The sequence below is a fragment of the Microbacterium shaanxiense genome (genome assembly GCF_054779995.1).
In genome coordinates, this window is record NZ_BAAGXE010000001.1 from 427,823 (window position 1) to 451,871 (window position 24,049).

Consider the following 24,049-nt stretch of genomic DNA (forward strand, 5'->3'; position numbering starts at 1 on the left):
CCGGCGCGTGATGCTGGAAGCTCTCGGCATCTCCGATGCTGAATCGTCGATCGACACACTCATGCACGCCGCGGTGCCGGCCTCGATCCTCACGGACGCATCCGGCGCGTCGGTGATCCCGGCGGCGGCCACAGAGGCCGAGGCGCTCGCCGAGCTGCGTGCGTTCGCGTCGCTCAACCGTGTGCACCGGTCGATGATCGGTCTCGGCTACTACGGCACGCTCACGCCCAGCGTGATCCAGCGCAACGTTCTGGAGAACCCGTCCTGGTACACGGCGTACACGCCCTACCAGCCGGAGATCTCGCAGGGCCGGCTCGAGGCGCTGATCAACTTCCAGACGATGGTCGCCGACCTCACCGGTCTGTCGACCGCGAACGCCTCGATGCTGGACGAGTCCACGGCGGTCGCCGAGGGGATGCTGCTGGCCCGGCGCGCCTCGAAGGCGAAGTCCGCGGTGTTCGTCGTCGACGCCGGTGCGTTCCCCCAGACCAAGGCGCTGCTCTCCACGCGCGCGGAAGCGCTCGACATCGAACTGGTCGAACGCGATCTCGCCGGAGGGGAGGCCCTGCCCGACGAGCTGTTCGGCGTGTTCGTGCAGTACCCCGCGGCATCCGGTCGTGTGTGGGATCCGAGTGCTGTGATCGACGCCGCGCACATCGCGGGCGGTCTCGCGGTCGTCGCCGCCGATCTGCTGGCGATGACACTGGTCTCGTCGCCCGGTTCGCTCGGCGCCGATGTCGCGGTCGGCACCACCCAGCGCTTCGGCGTGCCGATGGGCTTCGGTGGCCCGCACGCCGGCTACATGGCCGTGCGTCAGGGACTCGAGCGACAGCTGCCAGGGCGCCTGGTCGGCGTATCCGTGGATGCCGACGGCAAGCCGGCGTACCGGCTCTCCCTGCAGACGCGCGAGCAGCACATCCGTCGCGAGAAGGCGACGAGCAACATCTGCACCGCACAGGTGCTGCTCGCCGTCATGGCAGCGATGTACGCGGTCTATCACGGTCCCGACGGCCTGCGGCAGATCGCCGGGGACGTCGCCTCGAAGGCCGCGGTGCTGGGCGACCGATTGGCAGAATCCGGCGCAGAGGTCGTGCACGAGACCTTCTTCGACACTCTGACCGTGCGCACGACGGACGCCGCCGGGCTGGTGGCGCGCGCGCATGACGAGCTCGGCATCCTGCTGCACCTGGTGGACGAGCGCACGGTGAGCATCGCCGTTGACGAGACGACGACGCACGCCGAACTCGACGCCGTCGCCTCGCTGTTCGGTGTTCCAGCGCGGGTGATCAACCCGCGTGGCGACGGCACGCGCGCTCGCATCCCGAACGCTCTCCACCGCACGGACGAATACCTCACCCACCCGGTCTTCCACGTGCATCACAGCGAGACGGCGATGATGCGGTACCTGAAGAGCCTCGCCGATCGCGACTACGCCCTGGATCGCGGCATGATCCCGCTGGGCTCGTGCACCATGAAGCTCAACGCCGCGACCGAGATGGCCTCGATCACCTGGCCCGAGTTCGCCGGGATCCACCCGTTCGCCCCGGCATCGGACGTCGAGGGCTACCTCGAGATGATCGACCAGCTGGAGGGCTGGCTGGCTGAGGTCACCGGTTATGACGCCGTCTCCCTGCAGCCGAACGCGGGCTCGCAGGGCGAACTCGCCGGACTCCTCGCGATCCGCGGCTACCACCTCGCGAACGGCGACGACCACCGCACGGTGTGCCTGATCCCGTCGTCCGCGCACGGCACGAACGCGGCGTCCGCCGTGCTCGCCGGTATGAAGGTCGTCGTCGTCGCCTGCGACGAACTCGGCAACGTCGATCTCGACGACCTGCGTGCGAAGATCGCGTCGCACGCGGACGAGATCGCAGCGCTCATGATCACGTACCCGTCCACGCACGGTGTGTACGAGCAGGACGTCGTGGCGATCACCTCGGCCGTTCACGAGGCAGGCGGACAGGTGTACGTCGACGGTGCGAACCTCAACGCGCTGCTCGGCTACGCGCGCTTCGGTGACCTCGGCGGCGACGTCTCGCACCTGAATCTGCACAAGACTTTCGCGATCCCGCACGGCGGCGGCGGCCCTGGCATCGGCCCGGTGGCGGCCAAGGCGCATCTCGCACCTCACCTGCCCTCGCACCCGCTCGCGCAGCGCTCCACGCATGCCGGCGGGCACGAGTTCGCCGGGGGAGCAGTGTCGGCGGCGCCATACGGATCTGCCGGGATCCTGCCGATCTCATGGTCGTACGTGCGCATGATGGGCGCCGACGGACTGCGGGACGCGACGGCAGCGGCCGTGCTGTCGGCGAACTACATCGCCGCGCGCCTGCGCGATCACTACCCCGTGCTCTACACGGGCGAGAACGATCGGGTCGCGCACGAATGCATCCTCGACCTGCGTCCGCTGAAGGAGGCCACCGGCATCACCGTCGACGACGTCGCCAAGCGCCTGATCGACTACGGATTCCACGCGCCGACCATGTCGTTCCCCGTGCCGGGAACCCTCATGGTCGAGCCGACCGAGTCGGAGGACCTCGCAGAGATCGATCGGTTCATCGAGGCGATGATCATGATCAAGTCCGAGGCGGATGCCGTGGCATCCGGCCGCTGGCCCGCCGATGACAACCCGCTCATGCATGCGCCGCACACCGCCGTCTCGCTGATCGCGGGGGAGTGGAACCACGCCTACACGCGCGAGGACGCCGCATATCCGGTGCATTCGCTCGTCGCGGGGAAGTACTGGCCGCCCGTGCGCCGCATCGATCAGGCGTACGGCGACCGCAACCTCGTCTGCGCGTGCCCGCCCGTCGAGGCGTTCGCATAGCACGTCTGCGTATTTCGACAAGGTCACCACTCAGTAACGGTTGATTAACACAGGGCCTCAAAAGCCGTGTGCGAGGTTAGTCTCAACTCATCTGCGACCCGAACACGGGACGCATTTGCACCCTGTCCACAGGAGGACATAGACATGAAGCGAAACAAGATCACCCTGGCCGGGGTCGGTCTGCTCTCCGCCAGCGCGCTCGTGCTGGCCGGTTGCGCAGGTTCGGACACCGGCAACGGCGACGGAGGCGAAGGCAACGAGGGCGACACCACCGCGATCATCACGGTCAACGGCTCCGAGCCGCAGAACCCGCTGATCCCGACCAACACCAACGAGGTCGGTGGAGGCAAGATCCTCGACGCGATGTTCGCAGGGCTCATCGGCTACGCGGCCGACGGCTCGGTGTTCAACGACGTCGCCGAGGAGATCACGGTCGAGGACCCGCAGAACCTGACCGTCAAGATCCGCGAGGGGCTCACCTTCAGCGACGGTGAAGAGGTCACTGCCGACAACTTCATCAAGGCGTGGAACTACGGTGCACTCGCCTCGAACGAGCAGCTCTCCAGCTACTTCTTCGAGGACATCGAAGGCTTCAGCTACGACGCTGACTCCGAGCTCACCGGCCTCGAGGAGGTCGACGAGTACACCTTCACGATCGCGCTGAACAAGCCGGCATCCGACTTCGCACAGCGACTGGGCTACTCGGCGTACTACCCGCTGCCCGACGTGGCCTTCGACGACATCGAGGCCTTCGGCGAGAACCCGATCGGCAACGGCCCGTACATGCTCGAGGGCGAAGGCGCGTGGCAGCACGACGTCGGAATCAACCTCGTCGTGAACCCTGAGTACGACGGACCTCGCACCCCGGCCAACGGCGGTCTGGACATCAAGTTCTACGCATCGCAGGACTCGGCGTACGCCGACCTCCTCGCGGGTGAGCTCGACGTCCTCGACGCGATCCCGGACTCGGCTTTCGAGACCTTCGAGTCCGACCTCGGCGACCGCGCGGTGAACCAGCCGGCAGCGATCTTCCAGTCGTTCACGATCCCGGAGCGCCTCGAGCACTTCGGCGGCGAAGAAGGCGTGCTGCGTCGTCAGGCGATCTCGATGTCGATCAACCGCGAGGAGATCACCGACGTGATCTTCCAGGGCACCCGCACCCCGGCCAGCGACTTCACGTCGCCGGTGATCGACGGCTGGTCCGACTCGCTCGAGGGCGCTGAGGTCCTGGCGTACGACCCCGAGAAGGCCAAGGAGCTGTGGGCCGAGGCTGACGCCATCAGCCCGTGGAGCGGCGAGTTCCAGATCGCCTACAACGCCGACGGCGGCCACCAGGCATGGGTCGACGCGACGGCCAACTCCATCAAGAACACGCTCGGCATCGAGGCATCGGGTGCGCCGTACCCGACCTTCGCCGAGTTGCGCGGTGAGGTCACCGAGCGCACGATCCAGTCCGCGTTCCGTACCGGATGGCAGGCCGACTACCCGGGTCTGTACAACTTCCTCGGCCCGCTCTACGCGACCAACGCCGGCTCCAACGATGGCGACTACTCGAACCCCGAGTTCGACGAGCTGCTCTCGGAAGGCATCTCGGCCACGGACGCCGAAGAGGCGAACGGCCTGTTCCAGAAGGCCCAGGAAGTGCTTCTGAAGGACCTCCCGGCAACGCCGCTGTGGTACTCGAACGTGGTCGGTGGCTACGGCGAGACCGTGGACAACGTTGAGTTCGGTTGGAACTCGGTGCCGCTCTTCGAGCAGATCACCAAGGTCAGCTGACAAACGACAAGCGACGAGGCGGTGGTTTTCACCATCGCCTCGTCGCATGTGCGTCCGCGCACTCGAAGGGAGGTCGAGGGTGGCTCTTTACATCCTCAAACGGATCCTGCAGGCGATCCCGGTGTTCTTCGGCGCCACCCTGCTGATCTACTTCATGGTCTTCGCGATGCCCGGCGATCCCATCGCCGCGCTGTTCGGAGACCGCCAACCGAACCCGGCTCTTCTCGAGAGGCTGCGCGCGCAGTACCACCTCGATCAGCCGTTCGTCGTGCAGTACTTCTATTACATCGCCGGCATCTTCCGACTCGATTTCGGCATCAGCTTCTCCGGTCAGCCGGTCGCCGACATCCTGGCAAGGACGTTCCCGGTCACGCTGCGCCTCGCAGTGATGGCTGTCGGGATCGCGTTCGCGCTGGCGATCGTGATCGGCCTGTTCTCCGCGCTCGGCAAGGGCGGGATCTTCGACAACTCGATGCTCGTCATCGCGCTCATCTTCGTCGCGGTGCCGATCTTCGTGCTGTCTTTCCTCGCACAGTACTTCCTCGCCGTCCAACTCGGCTGGTTCAGACCCACGGTCGGCGCCCGTAACGACTGGGGTGATCTGTGGCTCCCGGCGATCGTGCTGGGCCTGAGCGTGTATGCGACGAGCATGCGCCTCACCAGAGCCTCGACGATCGAGACGCTCAATCAGGACTGGGTGCGCACCGCCTACAGCAAGGGCCTGTCACGAGGACGAGTGATCCCCGTGCACGTACTCCGCAACTCGCTGATCCCGATGGTCACCGACCTCGGCACGGTGTTCGGCATCCTGATGGTCGGCGCCACCGTGACGGAGGGCATCTTCAACGTGCCCGGCGTCGGCAACACCCTGTACCAGGCGATCATCCGCGGTGAGAATCCGACGGTCGTGTCGTTCGTCACGGTGTTCGTCGTCGTCTACGTGTTAATCAATATCGTCGTAGACCTCGTCTACGGCCTGCTCGATCCGAGGATCCGCTATGTCCCGTCCTGACGCGCACGCAGAGCACTTTGTGGCTCCCGTCGACACGACCTCGGTGCCGGTCGACGTCGTCCGCATCAACCCGAAGCGCAGCAACCTCTGGCTCGACGCCTGGCGCGATCTCCGTCGTCGGCCGCTGTTCTGGATCTCATCCGCAGTCGTGCTGCTCGTGATCATCGTCTCGCTCGGGCCGGGGCTCTTCACGAGTGTGGCGCCCAACAACGGCTGTGAGCTCGCGAACAGCAACGGAGGACCCGCAGCGGGGCATCCGCTCGGATTCACCCGTCAGGGGTGCGATGTGTACTCGCGCATCATCTGGGGCACTCGTACCTCGGTGGTCGTCGGCGTTCTGGCGACGCTCATCAGCACCATCCTCGGGATGGCGATGGGAGCCTTCGCGGGCTTCTACGGCGGGTGGCTCGACTCGCTGCTGTCGCGCGTCGGTGACATCTTCTTCACCATCCCGTACATCATCGCGGCGATCGTCGTGATGTCGGTGATGCCGGTGCGCAACGAGATCGTGCTCGCGTTCGCCATCGGCGGCTTCGCGTGGGCATCCACGGCGAGGATCATGCGCGCCGAGGTGCTGCGCGTGAAACAGGCCGACTTCGTGATGGGCGCGGAAGCCGTCGGGCTCTCCCGATTCCGGACCCTCATCTCGCACGTGCTGCCGAACGCGATGGCCCCGGTCATCGTCGTTGCCACGTTGAGCCTCGCCGCGGCGATCGTCGCGGAGGCGACGCTGTCGTTCCTCGGCGTCGGCCTCGGCGGCAGCACGATGTCGTGGGGCAACGACATCAGCCAGGCGCAGACGAGTATCCGCACTGCACCGATGGCGCTGTTCTGGCCGTCACTGGCGTTGACATTCACCGTGTTGGCATTCATCACACTCGGCGAGCTGCTTCGCGACGCCGTCGACCCGAAGGCGAGGGCACAGCGATGAACGAGCCACTGCTCAGCATCCGCGATCTCAAGGTCGCATTCCGCAGCGGCAGGCAGTCCCGTGAGGTGCTGCACGGCGTGAGCTTCGACATCCTCGAGGGCGAGACGCTCGCCATCGTGGGGGAGTCGGGGTCCGGCAAGTCGACCACCGCCGCGGCGATCATCGATCTGCTGCCCGGCACGGGTGAGGTGACCGGCGGAAGCATCATGCTCACCGGCAGGGACCTCACGAAGGCGAGCCGTGGGGAGATGGAGCGGATCCGCGGTCGTGAGATCGGCTACGTGCCGCAGGATCCGATGTCGAACCTCAATCCCGTGTGGTCGATCGGTTTCCAGGTCAAGGAGGCGGTCCGCGCCAACGGGCTGGCGCAGGGTCGACGAGAGGTGAGCGACCGTGCCGTGGAGGTGCTGGTCCAAGCCGGCCTCAGCGATGCGGCACGGCGCATGCACCAGTTCCCCCATCAGTTCTCCGGGGGAATGCGTCAGCGTGCGCTCATCGGAATCGGCCTCGCGGCCGACCCGAAGCTGCTGATCGCCGACGAACCCACCAGCGCGCTCGATGTGACGGTGCAGCGAGTGATCCTGGATCACCTCGCCTCCCTCACGAGCGATCGGGGCACGTCGGTACTGCTGATCACGCACGACCTCGGTCTTGCCGCAGAGCGTGCTGACCGTATCCTCGTGATGAATCAGGGTGAGATCGTCGAGGCGGGACCCAGCGCCGAGATCCTCACCAACCCGCAGCATCCCTACACGCAGCGACTCGTCGCCGCGGCTCCGAGCCTGGCCTCGAAGCGCATCGGCATCACGGCCGATGCGCATACCGCGCCGGTCGAGACGGTTGCTCCGGTCGTCGAGGTGCGCGGTCTCGTGAAGGACTACTCGATCCGCACCGGCGGACTGCGTCACGAGCGGTTCCGCGCCGTCGACGAGGTCTCGTTCTCCATCCCGCGAGGCAAGACGCTCGCGCTGGTGGGGGAGTCGGGGTCGGGGAAGTCGACCGTGGCGAAGATGCTGCTGCAGTTGGAGAAGCCGACCGACGGCGAGATCTTCATCGACGGCGAAGCCACTAGCACGATGTCGCGCGCTGAAGTGTTCCGACTGCGTCGGCGCATGCAGCCGGTGTTCCAGGACCCGTACGGGTCGCTCGACCCGCTGCGCAGCATCGGGAACCTGATCTCCGAGCCCCTGCACGTGCACGGGCTGGGCACGAGGGAAGAGCAGCACCAGCGTTCGCTCGAACTGCTGGAGCAGGTCGCCTTGCCGCAGGAGCTCGCGTGGCGCTACCCGAACGAGTTGTCCGGGGGGCAGCGGCAGCGCGTCGCGATCGCGCGTGCGCTGGCGCTCAAGCCGGACATCGTCGTGCTGGACGAGGCGGTCTCCGCCCTCGACGTGCTGGTGCAGGATCAGATCCTGAATCTGCTCTCCGACCTCCAGCGCGACCTCGGACTGACGTATCTGTTCATCACCCATGACCTCGCCGTCGTCCGCGTCGCCGCTGACCTCGTGTGCGTCATGGAGAAGGGACGCATCGTCGAGCAGGGTACGGTCGACGAGATCTTCAGCAACCCGCAGCAGGAGTACACCAGCCGGCTGCTGGATGCCATTCCCGGAGCCTCGCTTCCGCTGGGGGGCCGCGGCTGATGCCGGCGGCCAGGCCGCCACGGGTCTTTCGGGTCACCGGGGCCGCCTGGCTGCTGGGCATCACCGCTGTCATGTCAGCGGCGCTGCTGATCGAAGCGGCCGTACGAACCGGGGTCGGCGAGGCGCTCCTGCTCGCCCCATGGCTCCTGCTCGTGCTCTGGGTCATCTACGTCGTGGGCATCGCATCGGACGTGCGCGCCGATGGCAGCGGGGTCGGGGTGCAGAATCTGCTCCGCCGCACCTGGCTGCCGTGGAGCAGAGTGAAGCGGATCGCCATGCGATGGCAGATCGAGCTGACGCTCGATCAGGGCGGTGTCGTGAAGTGCTTCGGCGGTCCGTCGCGATCCAGGCCGCGCCGCCTGGGCCCTGAGCGCACCAGGGAAGACGGGAACGAAGCGGCCGAGGACGGCATCGCGAAGCTTCAGCGCCTGCGCCTGGAGACGTCGTCTTCTCGCGATGCGCCTGTCGTGCGCACGTGGGACTGGAGTGCGATCATCGTGTTCGCAGTGCTGGTCGTCTGGGCGGCGACCGCGGTCGTCATCACACGGTTCTCATAGCGACGTCTGCTTGGCTCGGCGCATGCAATGCCCCACTGATGGTTCCACGCTCGTCATGTCCGACCGGAGCGGTATCGAGATCGATTACTGCCCGCAGTGCCGTGGTGTCTGGCTCGATCGCGGCGAACTCGACAAGATCATCGAGCGTTCGGTGACCGCACCGCAGCCCCAGTCCTACGCACCGCCGACGCCGCAGTACGGCGATCGGGAACAGCATTTCACTCCTCCCGCGTACGAGCAGCCGCGCTACGACGACCGTCGCCGTGACGATCGTGACGGTCGCGGTCGCCCGCGCAAGCGCGAGAGCTGGCTCAGCGACCTCTTCGACTGAGCTCAGCCGGTCAGGCCGAGAAGCGCGGGGAACGTCGCCGCTGCCCACGGGTATCCGACGAAGGCGGCGGCGTCGATCACGAAGTGCGCCACCAGGAACGGCAGCAGCCGGCCAGTGCGGGCGAACAGCCAGCCGAACAGCAGGCCCATCGCGAGATTGCCGATGAAGGCGCCCGGTCCCTGATAGAGGTGATAGCTCGCCCGCAGCACCGAGGTCGCGATGATGATCGGCAAGATGCCCCAGCCGAGCTGCTTCAGCCGGAAGAACAGGTAGCCGAGCACCACGAACTCCTCCATGAGCGACGCTCGTGCGGCGGAGAGCAGCAGGACCGGCACCGTCCACCAGTGGTTGTCGAGGCTTCCCGGATTCACGAGGACGAAGAGTCCCAGCATCCGCCCTCCCGCATACAGTGCGAGCCCGGGGATCCCGATGGCCAGCACCAGGAGGATGCCGTGGCCGGTGTCGCGGCCCACGCGGGTGCCGTCGAGCCCGAGCCTGCTCAGATGCGGTCGTGCGTGATTCCACAGCAGGAAGCACACCAGCAGTACGGGGACGACAGAGAAGGCGATCCCCAGCACCTGGTAGATGAGGTCGAAGATCTCTCGGTCGCTGCGTGACGGATTCAGAGCCGTGGTCTGGTCTGCGAGGGGGATGGAGTCGGTGAGCCGGTAGGCGAGCTGCACGATCGCGTACACGGCGGACTCGCCGAGCCCGAGCGCCAGCACGATGGCGATCTCCCACCGGATGCGTGCACGCGAGACGTCAGGGGCGAGGGTCGTCGTCGGTCCCTGAGCGCGTGGAAGGGTCACAGCCCGATGCTACGACAGCGAAGATATGCGCGTTCAGAGAGCGACCAGCCATCGTGCGATATCCTGTACCGTCGGCATCCCGGCATTTCCCCTCCCTTTTAGGAAACTTGCATGGCGCACGCCCTTCGCTCTGACCTCCGCAATGTCGCTATCGTCGCGCACGTCGACCACGGCAAGACCACGCTCGTGGACGCCATGCTGCGCCAGACGGGCTCGTTCGGCGAGCACGCGCATGTGGACGAACGCGCCATGGACTCGAACGACCTCGAGCGCGAAAAGGGCATCACGATCCTCGCGAAGAACACCGCGATCACCTACAAGGGTGCCCATTCCAACGGCCAGGACATCACGATCAACGTGATCGACACCCCGGGCCACGCCGACTTCGGTGGCGAGGTCGAGCGCGGTCTGTCCATGGTCGACGGCGTCGTGCTGCTCGTCGACGCGTCCGAAGGTCCGCTGCCGCAGACCCGCTTCGTGTTGCGCAAGGCGCTCGAGGCGAAGCTGCCGGTGATCCTCCTCGTCAACAAGACAGATCGTCCCGACGCGCGCATTCCCGAGGTCGAGGAGGAAGCGCACGACCTGCTGCTGGGCCTCGCATCCGACCTCGTGGACGACGTGCCCGACCTCGACGTCGACGCGCTGCTCGACGTGCCGGTCGTCTACGCCTCCGGCCGCGCCGGTGCGGCGTCGCGCAACCGTCCGGAGAACGGCTCGCTCCCGGACAACGACGACCTCGAGCCCCTGTTCGAGGCGATCCTCGAGCACATCCCCGCGCCGTCGTACGACGACGAGGCTCCGCTGCAGGCCTGGGTCACGAACCTCGACTCCAGCCCGTTCCTCGGCCGCCTCGCGCTGCTGCGCGTCTTCAACGGCACCCTGAAGAAGGGTCAGACCGTGGCCTGGGTGCGCGCCGACGGCACCACCAGCAACGCGCGCATCACCGAGCTGCTCAAGACCCGTGCGCTCGAGCGCTACCCTGCCGAGAGCGCGGCCCCCGGCGACATCGTCGCGATCGCCGGCTTCGAGGACATCACGATCGGTGAGACCATCGCCGACCCCGAGGATGTGCGCCCGCTGCCCCAGATCCACGTCGACGACCCCGCGATCTCGATGACGATCGGCACCAACACCTCGCCGCTGATGGGCAAGGTCAAGGGCCACAAGCTCACCGCCCGCATGGTGAAGGACCGCCTCGACCGCGAGCTCATCGGCAATGTCTCGCTCAAGGTCGTCGACATCGGACGTCCCGACGCATGGGAGGTGCAGGGCCGCGGCGAGCTGGCCCTCGCCATCCTCGTCGAGAACATGCGTCGCGAGGGCTTCGAGCTCACCGTCGGCAAGCCGCAGGTGGTCACGAAGAAGGTCGACGGCAAGACGTACGAGCCGTTCGAGCACCTCACGATCGATGCTCCCGAGGAGTACCTCGGCGCGATCACGCAGCTGCTGGCGGCCCGCAAGGGGCGCATGGACAACATGATCAACCACGGCACCGGCTGGGTGCGCATGGAGTTCATCGTGCCTTCGCGCGGCCTGATCGGCTTCCGCACCGAGTTCCTCACCACGACGCGCGGCACCGGCATCGCCAACGCCATCTCGCACGGCTACGAGCCGTGGGCGGGTCACATCACCACGCGTCAGAACGGCTCGATCGTCGCCGACCGTCAGGGCGTCGTCACCCCGTTCGCCATGATCGCCCTGCAGGAGCGCATGTCGTTCTTCGTCCAGCCCACGCAGGAGGTCTACGAGGGCATGGTCATCGGCGAGAACTCGCGCGCCGATGACATGGACGTGAACATCACCAAGGAGAAGAAGCTCACCAACATGCGTGCGGCGAGCTCCGACACCTTCGAGTCGATGACGCCCCCGCGCCAGCTGACCCTCGAGGAGAGCCTCGAGTTCGCCCGTGACGACGAATGCGTCGAGGTCACTCCCGAGGTCGTGCGCATCCGCAAGGTCAACCTCGACGCGACCGTGCGCGGTCGCGAGGCTTCGCGTCTGAAGCGTCAGGACGCCAACGCGTAACAGCCTCCGCGCTGACGCCCCCTCTGGCCGCCGACGCCCCCTCTCAGACGTGTTCGGCGGAGGGGGCGTCGATGCGTGGAGGGGGCGTCGACGTGCGTGGCGGAGGTAACAGCGGATGCTGCTCAGCGGAGCTCGGAGATGAGCACCGCACTCGTGCCGGGCTCCAGCGCCTCGAACACGTGCGGGGCATCGCCCGCATATGACAGGTAGTCGCCAGGGGAGAGTCGGACCGGCGAGCCCGCAGGGCCGATGTCCGCGGCACCCGCCATGAGGATGACGTGCTCGGTCGTGCCGCTGTGGTGCGGCATCGAGCGCCGGGGCTCGCCCGGCTCCGCGCGGATCACGTAGAGGTCGCGGCGCGCGCCGGGCGGGCTCGCAGAGAGCAGCGTCGCACTGTACGGCGCGGCCGCAGACGGCACACCGTCGAGCTCGTCTGCACGGATCAGCGTCGGGGCGTTCGCCGGCTGATCCACCAGCACGGCGAACGGGATGCCGAGCGCATCTCCGAGCGCCCAGAGCGTCTCGACACTGGGGTTGCCAGTGCCGGTCTCCAGCTGCGACACCGTGGCTTTGGAGACGCCGGCGCGACGTGCGAGTTCGGAGATGCTGATGCCGGCGGATTCGCGCTCGCGGCGCAGCGCGCGACCGATCCGGGAGGCGAGTTCCATCCGTTCAGTATGTCAAACGATCGTTCGCTTTGACTAGCGGCGCCGAAGTGTTCAGAATGGTCGACAGGTGTTCACCGAAGCGAACGGGAAGCGGCATGTCACAGCGGCGCGAAGTCTGGCGCGAAGGGCTCGGCGTCGCCGTGGCCACGAGCGCCTACGGCATCTCGTTCGGCGCGCTTGCGGTGGCGTCCGGCCTCGACATCTGGCAGACCAGTGTGCTGAGCCTGCTGATGTTCACCGGCGGATCGCAGTTCGCGTTCATCGGCGTCTTCGGGGCGGGAGGGATCGCCGCACTGCCGTCGGCGATCGCCTCGGCCGCACTGCTGGGTGTGCGCAACCTGGCATACGGCATGCGCATGTCCCCGATCATCGGAAGCGGATTCTGGCGCCGCACTGCCGCAGCGCAGATCACGATCGACGAATCGACCGCCGTCGCCATCTCGCAGGGCACTCCAGCGCTGAGCCGGCTGGGTTTCTGGGTCACAGGACTCGGCGTCTTCATCGGCTGGAACATCACGACGCTCCTCGGTGCACTCCTGGGCGATGTGCTGGGCGACCCCAAGTCGTGGGGTCTGGATGCCGCGGCAGCAGCCGCCTTCCTCGCACTGCTCTGGCCACGGCTCAAGCAGCGGCAGGCGATCGCCGTGGGCGTGGCCGCGGCGGTCATCGCCGCGTCGCTCACCCCCGTCATGATGCCGGGGCTGCCAGTGCTCGTGGCGGCCGTGGTCGCGATAGTGGGGGGCTGGTTCAACTGGCTGGGCCGCGACGACATCAGAACGACGAGCCCTGCGCCGGAGGCGAGCGCATGAGCGTCTGGAGCGCGGTGCTGCTGGCCGCCTGCATCTGCGTCGCCTTGAAGGCGTTCGGCTACCTGATCCCTTCGCATCTGCTCGAGGCGCCTCGTCCCGCCCGCATCTCCGACCTGTTGACGGTGGCGCTGCTCGCTGCGCTCGTCGCCGTGCAGACGTTGGGCGACGGACAGGCGGTCGTGGTCGATGCGCGCATCCCCGCCGTGCTGGTCGCCGCGGGGCTCCTGTACATGCGACAGTCGTTCCTCGTCGTCGTCATCGCCGCTGCGGCCGTGGCAGCGCTGCTGCGCCTGGTCGGCTGGGCGGTCTGAGGGTACGCGGATCGGCGGCACTGGCGCGTAAAGTGGGGGAGTGCCGAACTGGATCTCCCGTGGACTGTCCTGGCTTGCCGCCGCGCTGGTGGGCGTCGTATACGGAACGGCGGGAACCATCGCGCACAGCCTCATGTGGGGCGTGATCCCGCTCGGGATGATCGTCGCCGCCATCGCCTGTGCCGCACTCCTGGTGGCGGTGCGTGCTCTGACGCATGATCGCGGTGCGACCGTCGCCACGGCGCTGGGGATGCTGGGCATGGTGATGCTCATCTCCGGTCCTGGACCCGGTGGTTCGGTGATCGTCCCGAACACGCCGATCGGCCAGATCTGGATCTATCTCGTCGCCGGTATCGCGCTGCTCGTGATCGCCTGGCCGAACCTGAAGCGCCTGCCGAGGCAGACCACAGCCGACGGGTCGTAGACTGGAGCGGTGACGTATGTGATCGCTCTCCCGTGCGTCGATGTCAAGGATCGTGCCTGCATCGACGAGTGCCCCGTTGACTGCATCTACGAGGGCGAGCGCTCGTTGTACATCCACCCGGACGAATGCGTCGACTGCGGTGCGTGCGAACCGGTGTGCCCCGTCGAGGCGATCTACTACGAGGATGACCTGCCCGAGGAATGGGCGGACTACTACAAGGCGAACGTCGAGTTCTTCGACGAGGTCGGATCGCCCGGTGGTGCGGCCAAGGTGGGCGTCATCAAGTACGACCACCCGATCATCGCCGCTCTTCCCCCGCAGGGAGAGTAAGCCGCTGTGGGCGTCCACGATCTGGCCGAGTACCCCTGGGACGCGGTCGTCCCTTACCGTGAGCGCGCCGCGCAGCATCCGGATGGTCTCGTCGATCTGTCGATCGGATCGCCCGTCGATCCGACGCCGGAGGTCATCCGCCGCGCGCTGGCGGAGGCGACCGACGCGCACTCGTACCCGCAGACCGTAGGCACGCCCGCTCTGCGCGAGGCGATCGTCGACTGGTACGCACGGCGACGGGGCGTGCCGGATCTGAGGGTCGACAACGTGATGCCCACGATCGGCTCCAAGGAGCTGGTAGCTCTGCTGCCCACTCTGCTCGGCCTCGGCGACGGCGACATCGTGGTCTTCCCACGGGTGGCCTATCCGACCTATGAGGTCGGCGCCCGCGTCGCCGGCGCGACACCCGTGGCGGAAGACGATCCTGCACGCTGGCCCGAAGGCGCCCGGCTCATCTGGATCAACACGCCGGGAAACCCGGACGGGCGTACCTGGACCGTCGACGAGCTCTCCGCCGCCGTGCAGCGGGCCCGAGAACTGGGCGCAGTCCTCGCGAGCGATGAGTGCTACGCCGAACTGGGCTGGGATGGTCGATGGGCAGAGGAGCCGGTGCCGTCAGTGCTCGACCCCCGCGTGACGGGTGGCACCCGCAGCGGGCTGCTCAGCGTGTACTCGCTCAGCAAGCAGTCGAACCTCGCCGGCTACCGCGCCGCCTTCGTGGCCGGATGCGCGCGCGTCGTCGGCGATCTGCTCACGGCGCGCAAGCATCTCGGCCTCATGCCCCCGGCTCCCGTCCAGCAAGCCATGACAGCGGCACTCGGGGACGACGCGCATGTCGTCGCTCAGAAGGAGCTGTACCGGGCGCGGCGGGAGCTGCTCCGCCCTGCGCTGCAGGCTGCGGGATTCCGCATCGACGGCTCGGAGGCAGGGCTGTACCTGTGGTCGTCCGAGGGCAAGGACGCCTGGGAATCGATGGGTCGCCTGGCCGATCTCGGCATCCTGGCGGGTCCCGGCCCGTTCTACGGTGCGGACTCCGACCAGCACGTGAGGCTGTCGCTGACGGCGCCGATCGAGCGCGTCGAAGCAGCGGCGCGACGGTTGCACGCGGCCGCACTGTAGATTCCCACGGTGAACTGCCGCCATCTCTTGGTGGATGTCACAGTAGGCCGATACGACGACTAGGCTGTAAAGGCGATTCGGTCGAGATCCGACCAGGCGCTCAGCGCCATGCATCGCCCTCGACGAATCAGACCGACAGGTCGAGCAAGACGTACAAGGAGGACCGCGTGAGTGCAGCGGGAGATCAGCAGGCGAAGGCGACTCTCACGATCGGTGGAACCACAGCGGAATTCCCAGTACTTCGTGGCACGGCGGGCAACGACAGCATCGACTTCTCGACGCTGACGAAGCAGACCGGTTACACCGGCCTCGACTACGGCTTCGTGAACACGGCATCCACGAAGTCCGAGATCACGTTCATCGACGGCGACAAGGGCATCCTGCGCTATCGCGGCTACCCGATCGAGCAGATCGCGAAGAACTGCAGCTACCTCGAGGTCGCGTGGCTGCTCATCTACGGAGAGCTTCCGTCGGCCGATGAGCTCGCGAGCTTCGACGACCGCATCCGTCGCCACACGCTCCTGCACGAAGACCTGAAGCACTTCTTCTCGGCGCTGCCCCACACCGCGCACCCGATGTCGGTGCTCTCCTCGGCCGTCGCCGCGCTCTCGACCTACTACGAGGGCCAGACCGACCCGAACAACCCCGAGCACGTCGAACTCAACATGGTGCGCATGCTGGCGAAGCTGCCGGTGATCGCCGCCTACGCTCACAAGAAGAGCGTCGGGCAGGCCTTCCTCTACCCTGACAACTCGTTGAGCTTCGTCGACAACTTCCTCAAGCTCAACTTCGGTGTGCACTCGGAGCCCTACGAGGTCAATCCGGTCATGTCGAAGGCTCTCGAGCTCCTGCTGATCCTGCACGAGGACCACGAGCAGAACGCCTCCACCTCGACGGTGCGCCTGGTCGGCTCGACCGGAGCGAACCAGTTCGCATCGATCTCCGCCGGCATCCAGGCCCTCTCCGGTCCGCTGCACGGCGGCGCGAACGAGGCCGTCCTCACGATGCTCGGACAGATCCGCGACTCGGGTCAGAGCGTCTCTCGCTTCGTGGAGAGCGTGAAGAACAAGGAAGACGGCGTGAAGCTGATGGGCTTCGGGCACCGCGTCTACAAGAACTACGACCCGCGCGCCAAGCTGGTCAAGGAAGCGGCCGACGAGGTGCTCCGTGAGCTCGGTGTCACCGACCCGCTGCTCGACGTCGCCAAGGAGCTGGAAGAGCTCGCCCTCGCGGACGACTACTTCAAGGAACGCCGCCTGTACCCGAACGTCGACTTCTACACCGGCGTGATCTACAAGGCCATGGGCTTCCCGACGCGCATGTTCACGGTCCTGTTCGCGATCGGCCGCCTGCCGGGCTGGCTCGCGCAGTGGCGCGAGCTGAACCTCGACACGCAGACCAAGATCGGCCGCCCGCAGCAGCTGTACACCGGGTCCCCCGAGCGTCAGTTCCCGACGCGCTGAGCGGATGCAGAAAAGCCCCGGATGCTCCTGAAGAAGGAGCATCCGGGGCTTTCTCGATTCTCAGCGACCCTGGAATCCGCCGCCCTGCGCACGGCGCGAGCCGCGCGTGTCGACGCGCTGGCCGACCTGCAGGCCGCGCGAGCGCTGACCCTGCTGTCCGGAGCGCTGGCTGTCGCCCTGAGCCGCGGACTGGCCCTGGCCGCCCTGGCCCTGCGGACGCCGGCGACGGCGCGCCGGTGAACCTGAGGCAGGTCCGCCGCTCTGCTGCGGCTGCCTGGCCTTCTTCGGCTGCTGCTGCTGGACCGGCTGCGGGGGAGCAGGACGCACGTGTGCGGCGCGCTCTCCGACCAGCTCGGTCACGATTCCCGCGTTGACGTCTTCCAGCGCTGCGGTGATCTGGGCCTTGCGGAGGAGATCCTTCACATCGCGGCGCTGCTCGGGCAGCACGACGGTGACCACGGTTCCCGCAGCGCCGGCGCGTGCGGTACGACCGGAACGGTGCAGGTACGCCTTGTGCTCCATGGGCGGGTCGACGTGCACGACCAGATCGACATTGTCGACGTGCACGCCGCGTGCCGCGACATCGGTTGCCACGAGCACGCGCACGCCGCCGTCGGCCGGGTCGGCGGAGAACGCGCTGAGGTTGCGCTCGCGGGCATTCTGCGACAGGTTGCCGTGCAGGTCGACGGCGGGGATGCCGGCAGCGGTGAGCTGCTTCGCGAGCTTCTTCGCCTGGTGCTTGGTGCGGGTGAAGAGGATGCGGCGACCGGTGCCGGACGCGAGATCGCGGACGAGGCCGGTCTTGTGCTCGGTGGAGGTCGTGACGAGCACGCGGTGCGTCATCTCGCCGACGGGCACGCTGGACTCGTCGACCTCGTGGCTGACCGGGTTCGAGAGGAAGCGCTTGGCGAGCGAGTCGATGCCGCGATCGAGCGTCGCACTGAAGAGCAGACGCTGACCGCCGGCGGGAGTCGCCGTGAGGATGCGGGTGACGCCGGGCAGGAACCCGAGGTCGGCCATGTGGTCCGCCTCGTCGAGTACGGCGACCTCGACGGAGTCGAGCGAGACGACCTTCTGCTTCATGAGGTCTTCGAGGCGGCCGGGGCACGCCACGACGATGTCGACGCCGCTGCGCAGCGCCTGCTCCTGCGGACGCTGGCTGACGCCGCCGAAGACGGTGGTCACGCGAAGGCCGACGGCCTCCGCGAGCGGCGCGACGACAGCCGCGATCTGGGTGGCGAGTTCGCGGGTCGGTGCGAGCACCAGTCCGCGGGGGTGACCGGGGCGGCTCTTGCGGCCGGCGGAGATCAGGCTGGAGACCAGCGGGATGGCGAAGGCGATCGTCTTGCCGCTGCCGGTGCGGCCGCGACCGAGGAGGTCGCGTCCGGCGAGGGAGTCGGGCAGCGTGTCGCGCTGGATCGCGAACGCCTCGGTCTTGCCGTCAGCGGCGAGGACCGAAGCGAGGGGCGCGGGCACGCCGAGTTCGAGGAAGGTAGGCATAGATGTACTCCATGAGCGCGCGTCAGCGCGTCTGATTCGTGTGATGGGCGACCGCGCACAGGAAGTGCGCAGAGGTTCGCCGTTCGAAACGCCAACTGGTGGAGGAGCTGTTGTGCTCGCTACGGTCTGGGAAGACCCCGTGACGACGACGCAGTTGTCTCAAAACGATCTGGACAACTCCTCAACCTTAGCAGGCGTGCATGCCTCGAGCTGCATGCGCGCTGTGCCGCCCGGTCGATCACCGAGCCGCTGAGGCGTCAGACGTCAGGCGTGCAGCGCTTCGTTGAGCGTGACGCCGACGCCCGCCCGCTGCTTCGCCTCGATCGCTCCGGTGACCGAGTTGCGCCAGAACAGCAGACCGTCGCGCCCGGAGAGCTCGGCGGCCTTCACGACGGTCTTGCCGCCGTCGGCCGTGTTCGGACCGTCGACCAGTACGACCTTGGAGCCCGCGGTGAGATAGACGCCGGCTTCGAGGATGCAGTCGTCGCCGAGCGCGATGCCGAGACCCGCGTTCGCGCCGAGAAGGGTGCGTTCGCCGATCGAGACGCGCACGGTGCCGCCGCCGGAGAGGGTGCCCATGATCGAGGCGCCACCGCCGATGTCGCTGCCTTCGCCGACCACCACGCCCTGCGAGATGCGTCCCTCGACCATCGATGCGCCGAGCGTGCCGGCGTTGAAGTTCACGAAGCCCTCGTGCATGACCGTGGTGCCGGGGGAGAGGTGCGCGCCGAGCCGCACACGCGAGGCATCGGCGATGCGCACGCCCGCGGGCTGGACGTAGTCGGTGAGGCGCGGGAACTTGTCCAGCCCCTGCACCTGGATGCTGTGGCGCTGCAGCAGCGGACGCAGCCGCGCCGCATCAGAGGGAAGCATGGGCCCTGCCGTGGTCCAGGCGACGTTCGGCAGATGCGCGAAGATGCCGTCCAGGTTCAGGTCGTTCGGGCGCACGACGAGGTGCGACAGCGCGTGCAGCCTGAGGTACGCGTCCGCCGTGGAGGCGGGGGCATCGTCGAGGTCGATCTGCACCTGCACGAGTTCGGTGCGGACGTTGCGCCGGTCGTCGACGTCGGCCAGCGCCGTCAGCGTCTCCGCGGCGGCCGCGGCATCGGCCGCGACGAGTTCGCCCTCGGCGACCTCAGGGAACCAGGCATCCAGGACGGTGCCGTCCCCGGCGATGGTGGACAGTCCGACACCCCATACTGCGCGCGCGTTGCTCATGGCTCAACGCTACCGAACTTCCGAAAGCCGACGCGCCCGAAGACTACGCTGGAGGAATGCAGCTCGATCTGACCGCGTCTTCCGCCGACCTCACCCGCGCGATCTGCGACATTCCCAGCGTCTCCGGAGAAGAGGCGCCGCTCGCCGACGCGATCGAGGCGGCTGTGGCACCGCTCGCGCACCTCGAGGTGATCAGGCACGGCAACACCATCGTGGCGCGCACGAATCTGGGCCGGGCGCAGCGCGTCGTGATCGCCGGGCATATCGACACCGTGCCCATCAACGACAACGTTCCGACGCGCGACATCGCGGTCGACGGCGAGCCGTATCTCTGGGGCCGCGGCACGGTGGACATGAAGGCGGGCGTGGCGGTGCAGCTCAAGCTCGCCGCAGAACTCACCGCACCCGTGGTCGACATCACGTGGATGTGGTACGACAACGAAGAGGTCGCCGCCGCCCTCAACGGTCTGAACCTGCTCGCCGCGGATCGTCCCGATCTCTTCGCCGCCGACTTCGCCATCCTCGGCGAACCGTCCAACGGCCAGGTCGAAGGCGGATGCAACGGCACGCTCCGCGCGATCGTGCGCACCCACGGCGTCCGCGCGCACAGCGCACGCGCCTGGATCGGCGAGAACGCCATCCACCGCGTGGCACCCATCCTCTCCCGCCTCTCCGAGTACCGCGCCAAAGAGGTCATGGTCGAGGGTCTCGCCTATCGGGAGAGCCTCAGCGCCGTCCGCATCGTCGGCGGTGTCGCGGGCAACGTGATCCCCGACCTGTGCGAGGTCGAGATCAACTACCGGTTCGCTCCGAGCAAGACCGCAGCCGATGCGGCGGCGCACGTGCGCGGCGTACTCGAAGGATTCGAGGTGGAGATCACGGATGCGGCCGACGGGGCGCGACCCGGTCTCGACGCCCCGATCGCCCAGCAGTTCGTCGCGGCTGTCGGCGCCGAACCGCGCCCCAAGTACGGCTGGACCGACGTCGCGCGCTTCTCGGCCCTCGGCGTCCCCGCCGTGAACTACGGACCGGGCGATCCGCATCTCGCGCACCATGACGAGGAGCGGGTGCCGCTCGCTCAGATCGACGCGGTGGAGCAGGGCCTGCGGGCGTGGCTCACCGCGCCGTGATCTCCGCCGCGCGGCGATGGGCGAGCGTGCCCGTCATCGCGCGCATCGGGGTGATCTACGTCCTCGGGCGGCTGGTCACCACGGGTTTCCTCGGCCTTGCCGCGGCGCTGTCAGGACCGACGTCGCGCTTCGGCGCCGATGCGAGCATCGGGAGCTTCATCCTCGGCTGGGACGCGCAGTGGTATTGGCTGGTCGCGTGGGAAGGGTACCCCTCCGTCCTCCCGTTGACGGAATCGGGCCAGGTGGCCGAGAACGCGTGGGCGTTCATGCCGCTCTACGCATACGCGGCGCAGGTGATCGGCTTGCCGTTCGGATCCTGGGGAGCGGGCGCCCTCCTCATCTCGCTCGTCGCGGGATTCTTCGCATGCGTTGCGCTGCACAGATTGCTGCGCGGGCGGATCGGCGGCTCAGCGGCACTGTGGGCGGTGACGTTCTTCGCGTGGGGACCGCTCGCGGCGCTGTTCCAGGTCGGCTACGCGGAGGTGCTCTTCGTGCTGCTGCTGCTGATCGCCCTCGACCTCGTCGCGCGTCGCCGATTCGCGTGGCTCTATCCCCTGACCGTGCTCATGGCGTTCACCCGACCCGGTGTGCTCGCGTTCGCGCTGTATCTCGGCCTGTACGGCATCCTCCGCTGGGCGCGGCGGCGCGCCGATCCGCTGCCCGCACGCGAGATCATCCACATCGTCGCGCTCGGCGCGCTCGCGACCGCGACCGGTTTCGCCTGGCAGGCGATCGCCGGCATCGTGACCGGAGACCCCGGCGCGTACCTCGCGACCGAGCTCTCGTGGCGGCGCAACTGGGGGATCGACAGCGGAGGGTTCGTCCCGTTCGACGGATGGTGGCAGGCCGCGCAGTTCTGGTTCGGGCAATGGGGGCTGCCCGTGTGGTGGGGACCGGTCGCGCTTGTACTACTCGTGGGCGGCGCTGCCGGCGCGCTGCTGTTCGCCCCGCAGGTGCGCAGGCTCGGCGTGGATCTGCGTCTGTGGAGCGCGAGCTATCTGCTCTACCTGCTCGCGGTCTTCTTCCCGCAGTCGAGCACGTTCCGCCTGCTCATGCCGCTCACCCCGCTCTGGGGTGCGGTCGCGGTGCCGAGGTCACGCGTGTACCGCTTCGGGGTGCTGGCATTCTGCCTTCTCGGACAGTGGGTCTGGATCCATCACATGTATGCGCTCGGCAACACGTTCTGGCAGGTGCCGTGACCGGGCGTTCATGACGTATTCGCCCTCTGTGCGCACCGAGGCGGAAGCATACCGATAAACTTGGGGCATACCACCGGAGGAAAAGGAGCCACGATGGCAGCGATGAAGCCCAGGACCGGGGACGGACCCATGGAGGCCGTGAAGGAGGGACGACTCATCATCGTGCGCGTTCCCCTCGAAGGCGGCGGCCGACTGGTCGTCTCCGTGAACGACGCCGAAGCGAAGGAGCTGCACGATGTGCTGGCAGGCGTCGTGAGCTGACTCACGATCTCACTTCGAAGGGGCGACGGATCATCGATCCGTCGCCCCTTCTTCGTCTGCGGTCGGTCAGTCCCTGTGGACGCTGACGAGCTGCAGCAGCCCTTCGCCGACCGCGGAGATCGCCGCGAGCACCGCGGGTGACTCCTGGGTCTCCTGCACGAGCGAGCGGTAGGCGCTGGTGACGGCATCGCGTTGCACGGGGTCGGCGGCCCTGCCGCCGGCGAGAACGCGGGGGACGAGCACGAGGCCGCCGGTGCGGGCGAGCCGCAGTCCGTGCTCGACGTACTCGATGACGTTCTCGGGATCCGCGTCGATCAGCACGATGTCGTAGGAGGCCTCGTTCATGCGCGGCAGGACGTCGGCGGCACGACCCGTGATGAATCGCGCCTTGGTCGGCGGCACCTTCGCCTCGCTGAAGCTGCGCCGGGCGGCCGCGAGGTGCTCCGGCTCGTTGTCGATCGATGTGAGCACGGCTTGCGGTGCCCCTCGCAGCAGCCAGAGCCCTGACACTCCTGCGCCCGTGCCGACCTCGACGATGGAGCGTGCGGCGGAGGCTGCGGCCAGTACGGCCAGCTGCGCGCCAACGGCGGCGCTGACCGGCGCCGCTCCCAGCTCGACCGCGTGGGTCCGCGCGCGTGCGATGGCGGTGGGCTCGATGATGGCCTCGCGGATGTAGCGTGCGTTCGCGTCGTTCTCGCTCATGACCTTGCTCCCGTGGATTGCTGCTTGACTCAGAGTATTCGCAAGCGGGGGCAGACAGAGGCAGGCGCGGCGGGTAGTAGCCTGTGTACATGGATTTCGGTCTGACCTTCGAGAAGCTGCTGCTCATCGGTGTGCTCGCGGCGGTCATCATCGGTCCCGAGCGCCTGCCGAAGGCCGCCGAGACGTTCGCGCGCTTCGTCCGCAGAGCCGGTGAGTACCTCCGCGACACCAAGAGCAAGATGCGCGACGAGATCGGCCCTGAGATCGACGACGTCGACTGGCGCAAGCTCGACCCGCGTCAGTACGATCCCCGCCGGATCATCCGCGACGCGCTGATGGACGACGCGCCTGCGGCCGCGACGTCCGCCGCCGTCGCGGGCGGTGGGGCAGTGGCGAGTGCGGCGACGCCCGTGCTCGATCCTCCGCGATCCCCGCTGGTGCGTCCGGCGTTCACCAGCGAGACGCCTCCGCCTTTCGACCCCGAGGCGACCTGACTCAGATCTTCGATTTCAGCCGGGCGATGTCGTCATCGCTCAGCAGGGCTCGAGGGACGGCCGTCACGACCGATGCGCCGCGAAGCTGCAGGATCGCCGCGTGGCGGCCCACCCGCACGGCACGGAAGGTCGAATAGGCCATGTCGGAGACCCCGTTCTTGGCGAAGAGTCTGATCGACTGCTCCCCGACGCTCACCGCTACCGAGGAACCCGATGGCATCGCCGCCGAGATCGCGCGTCGCACCTGCGCCCTGGTGAAGACGATCGACGCGACGGCGAATGCCGCGATCGCCACCAGCGTCCACGTCAGAGTCGTCGTCTGCTCCTCGTCCGCGCCGCCGATGGCCGAGAGCACGATCGCGTTGAGGACGAACGCGGCGAGCAGCGCCGTGTACGCGATCAGCGCGAGCGGTCTGGTCAGGGAGTAGAGCGTCGCGTCAGCCGTCATGCCGCGCACCAGCTCAGGGTCGACGGTCATGGAGCGCGGAGGGGAATCGCTGGTCACCCCAC

24 protein-coding genes are annotated in these 24,049 nt (G+C 67.6%); 18 read left to right on the plus strand and 6 right to left on the minus strand.

What is annotated here, in order from left to right:
* Positions 1-10 precede the first annotated feature (10 nt).
* From gcvP to ACYVG2_RS02000, 7 genes are all read left to right on the plus strand, one after another.
* A complete protein-coding gene (gcvP, locus tag ACYVG2_RS01970) occupies positions 11-2,827 on the plus strand; it encodes an aminomethyl-transferring glycine dehydrogenase (RefSeq protein ID WP_460779922.1) in 2,817 nt (938 codons plus the stop codon).
* Positions 2,828-2,971: 144 nt separating this feature from the next.
* Positions 2,972-4,603: a peptide ABC transporter substrate-binding protein gene (locus ACYVG2_RS01975; protein ID WP_460779441.1), complete on the plus strand. Its 1,632-nt coding sequence runs from the start codon at positions 2,972-2,974 to the stop codon at positions 4,601-4,603.
* Between the two features lie 79 nt (positions 4,604-4,682).
* The gene (locus ACYVG2_RS01980) at positions 4,683-5,615 is read left to right on the plus strand and encodes an ABC transporter permease (protein WP_448965034.1); all 933 of its coding nucleotides are present in this window, start codon (positions 4,683-4,685) and stop codon (positions 5,613-5,615) included.
* A complete protein-coding gene (locus tag ACYVG2_RS01985) occupies positions 5,602-6,546 on the plus strand; it encodes an ABC transporter permease (protein ID WP_305686658.1) in 945 nt (314 codons plus the stop codon). Before ACYVG2_RS01980 ends, ACYVG2_RS01985 begins: the two co-directional genes overlap by 14 nt.
* Positions 6,543-8,189, plus strand: coding sequence for a dipeptide ABC transporter ATP-binding protein (locus ACYVG2_RS01990; RefSeq protein WP_460779442.1), 1,647 nt, complete (start codon positions 6,543-6,545; stop codon positions 8,187-8,189). The genes ACYVG2_RS01985 and ACYVG2_RS01990 overlap by 4 nt, the downstream gene beginning before the upstream one ends.
* Positions 8,189-8,746, plus strand: coding sequence for a PH domain-containing protein (locus ACYVG2_RS01995; RefSeq protein WP_460779443.1), 558 nt, complete (start codon positions 8,189-8,191; stop codon positions 8,744-8,746). Before ACYVG2_RS01990 ends, ACYVG2_RS01995 begins: the two co-directional genes overlap by 1 nt.
* A gap of 22 nt (positions 8,747-8,768) precedes the next feature.
* Positions 8,769-9,077: a TFIIB-type zinc ribbon-containing protein gene (locus ACYVG2_RS02000; protein ID WP_460779444.1), complete on the plus strand. Its 309-nt coding sequence runs from the start codon at positions 8,769-8,771 to the stop codon at positions 9,075-9,077.
* A 2-nt stretch (positions 9,078-9,079) separates the two neighbouring features.
* Here ACYVG2_RS02000 and ACYVG2_RS02005 read toward each other — a convergent pair whose 3' ends face one another.
* Entirely contained in the window at positions 9,080-9,886 is an 807-nt protein-coding gene (locus ACYVG2_RS02005; protein ID WP_460779445.1) for a CPBP family intramembrane glutamic endopeptidase, read from the minus strand.
* A 111-nt stretch (positions 9,887-9,997) separates the two neighbouring features.
* Between ACYVG2_RS02005 and typA the strand changes: the two genes are divergently transcribed.
* A complete protein-coding gene (gene typA / locus ACYVG2_RS02010; RefSeq protein ID WP_460779446.1) occupies positions 9,998-11,911 on the plus strand; it encodes a translational GTPase TypA in 1,914 nt (637 codons plus the stop codon).
* 122 nt (positions 11,912-12,033) lie between these two features.
* Here the strand turns inward: typA and ACYVG2_RS02015 are convergent, their stop codons facing one another.
* On the minus strand, positions 12,034-12,579 hold the full coding sequence (locus ACYVG2_RS02015; protein WP_448965026.1) for a helix-turn-helix domain-containing protein: 546 nt from the start codon (positions 12,577-12,579) through the stop codon (positions 12,034-12,036).
* Positions 12,580-12,674: 95 nt separating this feature from the next.
* Here ACYVG2_RS02015 and ACYVG2_RS02020 point away from each other — a divergent pair, with 95 nt between their 5' ends.
* The 6 genes from ACYVG2_RS02020 (at position 12,675) to ACYVG2_RS02045 (ending at position 17,035) form a co-directional block, all read left to right on the plus strand.
* Complete coding sequence (locus ACYVG2_RS02020) at positions 12,675-13,388, plus strand: AzlC family ABC transporter permease (protein WP_460779447.1); 714 nt, start codon at positions 12,675-12,677, stop codon at positions 13,386-13,388.
* Entirely contained in the window at positions 13,385-13,699 is a 315-nt protein-coding gene (locus ACYVG2_RS02025) for an AzlD domain-containing protein (protein WP_448965024.1), read from the plus strand. The genes ACYVG2_RS02020 and ACYVG2_RS02025 overlap by 4 nt, the downstream gene beginning before the upstream one ends.
* A gap of 40 nt (positions 13,700-13,739) precedes the next feature.
* Positions 13,740-14,123 carry a histidinol dehydrogenase gene (locus tag ACYVG2_RS02030; RefSeq protein ID WP_448965023.1) on the plus strand — a complete coding sequence of 128 codons (384 nt, stop codon included), beginning with the start codon at positions 13,740-13,742 and terminating at the stop codon, positions 14,121-14,123.
* Between the two features lie 9 nt (positions 14,124-14,132).
* A complete protein-coding gene (fdxA, locus tag ACYVG2_RS02035) occupies positions 14,133-14,453 on the plus strand; it encodes a ferredoxin (protein ID WP_188435959.1) in 321 nt (106 codons plus the stop codon).
* A gap of 6 nt (positions 14,454-14,459) precedes the next feature.
* Positions 14,460-15,572: a succinyldiaminopimelate transaminase gene (gene dapC, locus ACYVG2_RS02040; RefSeq protein WP_460779448.1), complete on the plus strand. Its 1,113-nt coding sequence runs from the start codon at positions 14,460-14,462 to the stop codon at positions 15,570-15,572.
* Between the two features lie 167 nt (positions 15,573-15,739).
* A complete protein-coding gene (locus ACYVG2_RS02045) occupies positions 15,740-17,035 on the plus strand; it encodes a citrate synthase (protein ID WP_448965021.1) in 1,296 nt (431 codons plus the stop codon).
* A gap of 60 nt (positions 17,036-17,095) precedes the next feature.
* Here the strand turns inward: ACYVG2_RS02045 and ACYVG2_RS02050 are convergent, their stop codons facing one another.
* On the minus strand, positions 17,096-18,535 hold the full coding sequence (locus ACYVG2_RS02050; RefSeq protein ID WP_460779449.1) for a DEAD/DEAH box helicase: 1,440 nt from the start codon (positions 18,533-18,535) through the stop codon (positions 17,096-17,098).
* A 264-nt stretch (positions 18,536-18,799) separates the two neighbouring features.
* Positions 18,800-19,753, minus strand: a complete 954-nt coding sequence (gene dapD, locus ACYVG2_RS02055) for a 2,3,4,5-tetrahydropyridine-2,6-dicarboxylate N-succinyltransferase (protein WP_460779450.1) — start codon at positions 19,751-19,753, stop codon at positions 18,800-18,802.
* A 56-nt stretch (positions 19,754-19,809) separates the two neighbouring features.
* Between dapD and dapE the strand changes: the two genes are divergently transcribed.
* The 3 genes from dapE to ACYVG2_RS02070 all read left to right on the plus strand — a co-directional run bounded on the left by dapE (position 19,810) and on the right by ACYVG2_RS02070 (position 22,343).
* On the plus strand, positions 19,810-20,883 hold the full coding sequence (gene dapE, locus ACYVG2_RS02060; RefSeq protein ID WP_460779451.1) for a succinyl-diaminopimelate desuccinylase: 1,074 nt from the start codon (positions 19,810-19,812) through the stop codon (positions 20,881-20,883).
* Positions 20,865-22,082: a hypothetical protein gene (locus ACYVG2_RS02065; RefSeq protein WP_460779452.1), complete on the plus strand. Its 1,218-nt coding sequence runs from the start codon at positions 20,865-20,867 to the stop codon at positions 22,080-22,082. Before dapE ends, ACYVG2_RS02065 begins: the two co-directional genes overlap by 19 nt.
* A 93-nt stretch (positions 22,083-22,175) precedes the next feature.
* On the plus strand, positions 22,176-22,343 hold the full coding sequence (locus tag ACYVG2_RS02070; protein ID WP_084595462.1) for a DUF3117 domain-containing protein: 168 nt from the start codon (positions 22,176-22,178) through the stop codon (positions 22,341-22,343).
* A 66-nt stretch (positions 22,344-22,409) separates the two neighbouring features.
* On the opposite strand, the gene ACYVG2_RS02075 is transcribed toward ACYVG2_RS02070, so the two are convergent.
* Positions 22,410-23,045 (minus strand): O-methyltransferase, encoded by a 636-nt coding sequence (locus tag ACYVG2_RS02075; protein WP_460779453.1) that lies wholly within the window; start codon positions 23,043-23,045, stop codon positions 22,410-22,412.
* A gap of 89 nt (positions 23,046-23,134) precedes the next feature.
* Here ACYVG2_RS02075 and ACYVG2_RS02080 point away from each other — a divergent pair, with 89 nt between their 5' ends.
* On the plus strand, positions 23,135-23,539 hold the full coding sequence (locus ACYVG2_RS02080; protein ID WP_460779454.1) for a Sec-independent protein translocase family protein: 405 nt from the start codon (positions 23,135-23,137) through the stop codon (positions 23,537-23,539).
* 1 nt (position 23,540) lies between these two features.
* On the opposite strand, the gene ACYVG2_RS02085 is transcribed toward ACYVG2_RS02080, so the two are convergent.
* Complete coding sequence (locus tag ACYVG2_RS02085) at positions 23,541-24,044, minus strand: YcxB family protein (RefSeq protein WP_448965014.1); 504 nt, start codon at positions 24,042-24,044, stop codon at positions 23,541-23,543.
* Between the last annotated feature and the right edge of the window lie 5 nt (positions 24,045-24,049).